This window comes from Nocardia tenerifensis NBRC 101015 (assembly GCF_000308715.1).
In the GTDB taxonomy this organism is placed as follows: Bacteria; Actinomycetota; Actinomycetes; order Mycobacteriales; family Mycobacteriaceae; genus Nocardia; species Nocardia tenerifensis.
The window spans coordinates 1-5,534 of sequence record NZ_BAGH01000517.1 but is presented as its reverse complement, the minus strand read 5'-3'; the positions used below and the strand labels follow the sequence as shown (position 1 = coordinate 5,534).

At 71.5% G+C, this 5,534-nt stretch carries 6 protein-coding genes; 2 read left to right on the top strand and 4 right to left on the bottom strand.

The window, feature by feature from the left end; all coding sequences use genetic code 11:
• Nucleotides 1-1,268 (top strand): iron uptake transporter deferrochelatase/peroxidase subunit (efeB, locus tag ON39_RS34910; RefSeq protein ID WP_040740582.1); only part of this gene is annotated, 1,268 nt, incomplete at its 5' end.
• Nucleotides 1,269-1,287: 19 nt separating this feature from the next.
• Here efeB and ON39_RS34905 read toward each other — a convergent pair.
• The 4 genes from ON39_RS34905 to ON39_RS34895 form a co-directional block, all read right to left on the bottom strand.
• Nucleotides 1,288-2,799 carry an alpha/beta hydrolase gene (locus ON39_RS34905; protein WP_040740581.1) on the bottom strand — a complete coding sequence of 504 codons (1,512 nt, stop codon included), beginning with the start codon at nucleotides 2,797-2,799 and terminating at the stop codon, nucleotides 1,288-1,290.
• Nucleotides 2,800-2,867: 68 nt separating this feature from the next.
• A complete protein-coding gene (locus ON39_RS49195; RefSeq protein ID WP_157195564.1) occupies nucleotides 2,868-3,005 on the bottom strand; it encodes a hypothetical protein in 138 nt (45 codons plus the stop codon).
• Entirely contained in the window at nucleotides 3,002-3,889 is an 888-nt protein-coding gene (locus ON39_RS34900; protein WP_051187490.1) for an alpha/beta fold hydrolase, read from the bottom strand. Before ON39_RS34900 ends, ON39_RS49195 begins: the two co-directional genes overlap by 4 nt.
• Complete coding sequence (locus tag ON39_RS34895; protein WP_040740579.1) at nucleotides 3,889-4,317, bottom strand: SRPBCC family protein; 429 nt, start codon at nucleotides 4,315-4,317, stop codon at nucleotides 3,889-3,891. The genes ON39_RS34900 and ON39_RS34895 overlap by 1 nt, the downstream gene beginning before the upstream one ends.
• Nucleotides 4,318-4,449: 132 nt before the next feature.
• Between ON39_RS34895 and ON39_RS34890 the strand changes: the two genes are divergently transcribed.
• Nucleotides 4,450-5,534: AAA family ATPase (locus tag ON39_RS34890; protein WP_040740578.1), on the top strand; the 1,085-nt coding region annotated here is incomplete at its 3' end.

The window sequence follows — 5,534 nt, the reverse complement described above, 5'->3', positions numbered from 1 at the left end:
GTGAGGCCGGCGCCGGTCGCGGCGGCCTCTCACGGCGGGGCCTGATCGGTTCGGCGGGAATCGGCGTCGCGGCGGCGGGCGCGGGCGTGCTGGCCGGCCGGATGTCCACGCAGGCCGCGGCGGCCACCGCCTCGGGCATCGTGCCGTTCCGCGGCGAGAACCAGGCGGGCATCGTCACGCCCGCGCAGGATCGGCTGCATTTCGCGGTGTTCGACGTGCAGACCCGTTCGCGCGCCGAGCTGATCGAGCTGCTGAAGACGTGGACGCTGATGGCGGAGCGGATGACCACGGGCCGCGAGGCCACGCCGGGTGGCGCGGTCGGCGCGGGGGCGTACACGCCGCCGACCGACACCGGCGAGGCGCTCGACCTGTCGGCGTCGCGGCTGACGCTGACGATCGGGTTCGGTCCGTCGCTGTTCACCACCCCGGACGGCGGCGACCGGTTCGACATCTCGGCGCGCAAGCCGAAGGCGCTGGTCGATCTGCCGAAGTTCACCGGCGACGCGCTCGAACCGGCCCGCAGCGGCGGCGATATCGCGATCCAGGCGTGCGCGGACGACCCGCAGGTGGCGGTGCACGCAATCCGCAATCTCGCGCGCGTCGGGTTCGGCGTGGTCTCGGTGCGCTGGTCGCAGCTGGGCTTCGGCCGGACGTCGTCGACTTCCACCAGTCAGACGACGCCGCGAAACCTGCTGGGGTTCAAGGACGGAACGCGCAACATCAAGGCCGAGGACCGCGACACCGTCGACAAGTTCGTGTGGGTGGACCGGGCCGACGATCAGCCGTGGATGGCGGGCGGGTCGTATCTGGTGACGCGCCGCATCCGCATGCTGATCGAGCCGTGGGACCGCACCAGCCTGCACGAGCAGGAGCGGGTGATCGGCCGCACCAAGGGCAGCGGCGCGCCGATCGGCGGGCGCGACGAGTTCGACGAACTCGATCTGCAATCGAAGGGGCCGTCCGGCCCGCTGGTCGATACCGACGCGCACGTGCGCCTCGCGTCGGCCGAGGAACTCGGCGGCATCCAGATCCTGCGGCGCGGCTACAACTTCACCGACGGCTCGGACGGTTTCGGCCATCTGGACGCGGGACTGTTCTTCATCGCCTACTGCCGCAACCCGCAGACCCAGTTCGTGCCCATGCAGAACAACCTCGCGCGCAACGACGCGCTCAACGAGTACATCAAGCACGTCGGCTCGGCGGTCTTCGCGGTGCCGCCGGGCCTCGGCCCCCAGGACTATTGGGGCTCAACGCTGTTCGAGAAGTGAACGCGACTGCCCGGACGCGTCAAGCGACGTGCGGGCAGTACAGTTCCGACGCGGGCGGGGACAGGGAGACCAGATACCGGATCACCGGTTCGTCGACGCAGGCGGAGCCGCGGCCGAACGCGCCGTGCTGGGTGCCGTCGTAGGTGATCAGCGAGGCGTGCAGCGTGCGAGCCAGGGCGACGCCGCCCGGGTGCGGCGTCGCCGGGTCGCCCGTGGTGGAAACGACCACGGCCGTGGGCAATCCGGGGTAATCGGCCGTATGTGGTCGCCACGCGGTGGGGACCGGCCAGAACGCGCACACGTCCAGCGGCGCTTGCCCCGTTGCCCGGCCGTCGTCGAATGCCGGTGCGGCGGCACGGCTTCGGCGGTCCAGATCGGCGACGACGGCCCGATCGGTGATCCGCGCCTCCTCGAGACACAACACTGCCGTGTACACGTCGCCGTCTACCACGTCGGGCGAGTTCATGAGATCGGCGAACTCCAGGAGCGTGTCGCCGCGTCCCTGCGACACTTCGGTGAGTCCCTTGGTGATTCGCCACCACTCGGTCGGGGAGTAGAGCGCACTGACGACCCCGTTCATCGCGTCGTTGTAGCCGAGCCCACGGGCGTCCGCCGTAGCCGCGGGCCGATCGATCAGCGGATCCACCAACGCGCGCAAGGCCTTCGGTGCGGCGGCGGGGTCGGCGCCGAGCGGGCAGCCGGGCGTCGCGGCGCAATCGGCGGCGTAGGTCTCGAAGGCGCGCTGAAAAGCGGCGGCCCTGGGCACCGGATCGCCGATGTCTGCCTCCGGGTCGAGGCCGCCGTCCAGCACCATCGCGCGGATGCGATCGGGGAACAATTCGGCGATGGTGGAGCCGAGCCTGGTGCCGTACGAGCCGCCGAAGTAGTTCAGTTTCGGATCGCCGAGCACCGCGCGGATGATATCGAAATCCCTGGCGACATCGGCTGTTCCGACGTGACTGAGCACCTCGAGGCCGGTGCGTTCGACACACCGGGCGGCGTAATCGCGGTACTCCTGCTCGGTCTGCGCGATGCCGGCCGGGGAGTAGTCGACATCGGGGTCGGCGCGATCCGCCAGACGCTCCTGCTCGGTCGAGCAGACGACCCTCGGCGTGGAGTCACCGAGGCCGCGCACGTCGATGCCGATCAGGTCGAAGCTGTACGCCAGATCCGTTTGCGCCAGCATGAGCGGGTAGACCAGTCCGACACCGCCCGGCCCACCGGGGTTCGTGAGCAGCGAGCCGACGCGCTGACCCCGGGCTTGGAATCGCGAGAGCGCGATCTGCGCGGTGGCGCCGCCGGGCTTGTCGTAGTCCAGCGGTACCCGCACCTTGGCGCATTGCAGGCCGGCCTGGACGAGCCCGTCGCCGTTGTGGAAGCCGGCGCACGACCCCCACTGCACGGTTTGCCGGTAGAAGTCTTCCAGCGAGCCGGATCCGCTCGCGGTGCACGCCGTCCCCAGCAGCAGCGCCGAGACGGCGGCGGCCGTCGAGAATTTCTTGGCCGCAGACCTGATTCGCTCCCCGCGCATCGTCGCCCCTCCCCTTCGGAACCAACCTCAGTCTGCCGCACCGCAACCGAACGGTCCACCGTTATGCATCACTTCGTGAAAACCGCGATGCCGGGCCCTTGGCCGTGCAGCAACGCGCGCTCGGTCCAGAGCCACAGCAGCACCGGCCCCGTGAAAACCGTTGCCACGGTTGACCACTCGAAGGTGAGGAAACGCATGTCGGTCATCCTCTCGATGTAGAAACGAACTTCGCGGTCGCTTCGGCGAAAGGTTCCGGCTCCTCCAGATGACCCAGGTGCCCGCTGTGTTCGAGGACGACCAGGTGCGAGGCGGGAATCAGCGCGTGCAGCTCCGCCGCCCAGCGCGGGCCGCAGATGACGTCGTGGCGGCCGACGATCACGAGCGCGGGAACCCGCACATTCGGGAGGTCGGCGCGGTCGTCGACGAGGTCGGGGGACAGGTCCGCGTCGAGGCCCGAGATGTAGGTAGCGCGCAGGGCGGCAACGACGGTGGCCCACCGCTGTTCGTCACCCCAGTAGTCGGCGACGTACGCGGGGAGTATGCCGCGCACGACGGCGAGGGTCTGCTCGTCGCTCGAAATGCCTTGCATGGCAGCGAAAGCGGCGAGTACCCCGGCGAGGCCGGGCCGGTCGGCCCGCGCGGCGGCGAACTCCTGGACGCGGCGCGCGGCCTCCGCGCCGTGCTCGGGCCCGGTGACCGGCGCGCCGTCGTACAGGATGACGCCGGCGAGCCGGTCCGGGCGGTGGATCGCGTGGTAGGCGGCGACGAACGCGCCGTGCGAGTGGCCGAGCAGATACACCTCGGGCACGCCGAGCTGGTCGATCAGCCGCTGCAGCGCGAGGCTGTAGCGCTCGCGGGTGTACCCGTGCGGATGCGTCGGCAGCCGGCCGGACGCGCCGGTGCCGAGCGCCTCGACGTACACCATCGTCAGGTGTTCCTCGAGCGCGGGCGCGCGCAGGTACTCCCAGTGGATGCCCGGCCCGCCGGGGTGGGCGAGACACACGGGGCCGCGGCCGTATACGTGGTAACGCTGGACGACGCCGTCGGAGTCGAAGGTGTGGGCGCCCGGCGCGAGCGGCTCGACCCCCATCACGCGGCCTGCAGCGGCTGGGCGAAGGACTTGCGCAGCGAGGACGGTCCGATCAGCGGCAGCAGCGCCGCTAGGATCTTGCCCTTCAGCGCCCGCGGGGTCCTGGTCAGCTCGACGTCGACGCGGGCGCCGCGCGCGTCGGGCGTCACCCGGAAGACCCAGCCGCCGCCGGGGCCGAAGAGCTTGGAGTTCAGCGTGGTGACGGTGACGGTGTCGCCCGCCGGATCCCAGTCGTAGCGGGCGCGCTCCCAGGCCGCCGCGGTGCCCTCGGTCACCTCGGCCCAGGTCGCACCGCGGTCGTGCACCACGAAGTGCTCGGCGTCGATGGACGGCCACGCCTGCGGGCGGTCCGGCCCGAAGTCGGTGAGCACGCGCACGACTTCGGCCGGCGAGAGGGTGGACAAGAGGTGAAAACGAACGATTGCCATGCGATAACGATCGCCGCCGCTGCCCCGGCGCCGAATCGGTCAGATGACGCTGCCGGTGACGTAACTCCCGTTCGGTAGGGTCGCCGGGGGACCGACGACGGACGCGGGACCTGGCGAAAGGGGTAGCGCGGCATGCCGATGTTCGGCCGAGACACCGAGCTGAAGGATCTGCGTGCGCTGCTGGACGGGCCCGGTGAGCGCAGCGGCCTGTTGATCGAGGGCGAACCGGGCATCGGGAAGTCGGCGCTGGTCGACGAGGCGATCGCCGCGGCGGCCGTCGCCGGGCTGCGGGTGCTGCGCACCGCGGGCGTCGAGGCCGAACAGAACCTCGGCTACGCCGGGCTGCATCGCCTGCTCTATCCGCTGCGCCGCGACTTCGCCGCCCTGCCCGCCCGCCAGTCGGACGCGCTGACGGCCGCGCTGGGCATGTCGGAGGCCGACGACGATCCGAGCCGCTACCTCGTCGGTCTCGCCGCACTCACCCTGCTGGCCGACGCGGCCGCCGACCGGCCGCTGCTGATCGTCGCCGAGGACGCGCACTGGCTCGACTCCGCGAGCGCCGAGGTGCTGGCCTTCCTGGCCCGCCGCATCGACACCGAGCCCGTCGCCCTCGTCGCGACCCTGCGCGACGGAGTCGCGTCGCCGCTGCGCGACGCGGGCCTGACGCCGATGCGGCTGACCGGCCTGGCCGACGACGACGCGACCGCCCTGCTCGACAGCGCCGCGCCGGATCTGCCCGCCCCGCTGCGCGGCCGGGTTCTCGCCTCGGCCAACGGCAATCCGCTCGCGCTCACCGAATTACCCACGGCGGCAACGACTCTCACCGAGCCGACCGCCACGCTCCCGCTCACCGAACGCCTGGAGCGCGCGTTCTCCGCGCGCGCGGCCGAGCTGCCCGCGCGCAGCCGATACGCACTGCTCGTCGCGGCGCTCAACGACAGCGACTCGCTCGCCGAAACGCTCTCCGCCACCGGCGTTCTCCTCGGCTCCGCCGCCGAGCCCGAGATCCTCAGCCCCGCCGCGGCGGCCGGTCTGATCGAGATCGACTCCGGCACAGTCGTATTCCGGCACCCGCTGATCCGCTCCGCGCTCGCCGCGACGGCGACCGCCGACGAACGCCGCCGCGCCCACCTCGCGCTGGCCGACACCTTGGGCGACCTACCGGATCGGCGGGTATGGCACCGCTGCGCGGGCGTCGTCGGCCCCGACGATCAGGT